The sequence below is a fragment of the Enterobacteriaceae endosymbiont of Plateumaris braccata genome, assembly GCF_012563325.1.
GTDB lineage: Bacteria > Pseudomonadota > Gammaproteobacteria > Enterobacterales > Enterobacteriaceae.
This window is the reverse complement of sequence record NZ_CP046232.1, coordinates 388,558-390,031: the sequence shown is the minus strand read 5'-3', so window position 1 is coordinate 390,031 and position 1,474 is coordinate 388,558. Positions and strand designations below refer to the sequence as shown.

The 1,474-nt window shown below is 47.6% G+C and carries 1 rRNA gene (cut by a window edge); it reads left to right on the top strand.

The window, feature by feature from the left end:
• A 16S ribosomal RNA gene (locus tag GJT80_RS01900) occupies nucleotides 1–1,461 on the top strand (it extends 107 nt beyond the left edge of the window).
• Nucleotides 1,462–1,474 lie beyond the last annotated feature (13 nt).

The window sequence follows — 1,474 nt, the reverse complement described above, 5'->3', positions numbered from 1 at the left end:
CGGCAAGCGGCGGACGGGTGAGTAATATCTGGGGATCTACTTATTGGAGGGGGATAACTATTGGAAACGATAGCTAATACCGCATAATATCGCAAGATCAAAGTGGGGGATTTTATATTTTTTTTATAGAACCTCATACCTATAAATGAACCCAGACGAGATTAGCTAGTAGGTAGGGTAAAAGCCTACCTAGGCTACGATCTCTAGCTGGTCTGAGAGGATGATCAGCCACACTGGAACTGAGATACGGTCCAGACTCCTACGGGAGGCAGCAGTGGGGAATATTGCACAATGGGCGAAAGCCTGATGCAGCTATGCCGCGTGTATGAAGAAGGCCTTAGGGTTGTAAAGTACTTTCAACAAGAAAGAAATAATAAAATTTAATAAATTTTATTACTGACGTTACTTGTAAAAGAAGCACCGGCTAACTCCGTGCCAGCAGCCGCGGTAATACGGAGGGTGCTAGCGTTAATCGGAATTACTGGGCGTAAAGAGCACGTAGGCGGTATATTAAGTCAGATGTGAAATCCCTGAGCTTAACTTAGGAATTGCATTTGAAACTAGTATACTTGAGTTTCGTAGAGGGGGGTAGAATTCCAGGTGTAGCGGTGAAATGCGTAGATATCTGGAGGAATACCAGTGGCGAAGGCGACCCCCTGGACGAATACTGACGCTCAGGTGCGAAAGCGTGGGGAGCAAACAGGATTAGATACCCTGGTAGTCCATGCTGTAAACGATGTCGACTTGGAGGCTGTAAGCTTGACTTATAACTTTCGTAGCTAACGCGTTAAGTCGACCGCCTGGGGAGTACGACCGCAAGGTTAAAACTCAAATGAATTGACGGGGGCCCGCACAAGCGGTGGAGCATGTGGTTTAATTCGATGCAACGCGAAAAACCTTACCTGGTCTTGACATCCATGGAATTTAGTAGAGATACTTTAGTGCCTTCGGGAACCATGAGACAGGTGCTGCATGGCTGTCGTCAGCTCGTGTTGTGAAATGTTGGGTTAAGTCCCGCAACGAGCGCAACCCTTGTCCTTTGTTGCCATCGGTTCGGCCGGGAACTCAAAGGAAACTGCCGGTGATAAACCGGAGGAAGGTGAGGACGACGTCAAGTCATCATGGCCCTTACGACCAGGGCTACACACGTGCTACAATGGTATATACAAAGGGAAGCATCCTCGCGAGAGTAAGCGGATCTCACAAAATATATCGTAGTTCGGATTGGAGTCTGCAACTCGACTCCATGAAGTCGGAATCGCTAGTAATCGTAGATCAGAACGCTACGGTGAATACGTTCCCGGGCCTTGTACACACCGCCCGTCACACCATGGAAGTGAGTTGTAAAAGAAGTAAGTTGCTTAACCTTTAAGGAGGGCGCTTACCACTTTGTGATTCATAACTGGGGTGAAGTCGTAACAAGGTAACCGTAGGGGAACCTGTGGTTGGATCACCTCCTTTACTATAAGTACAT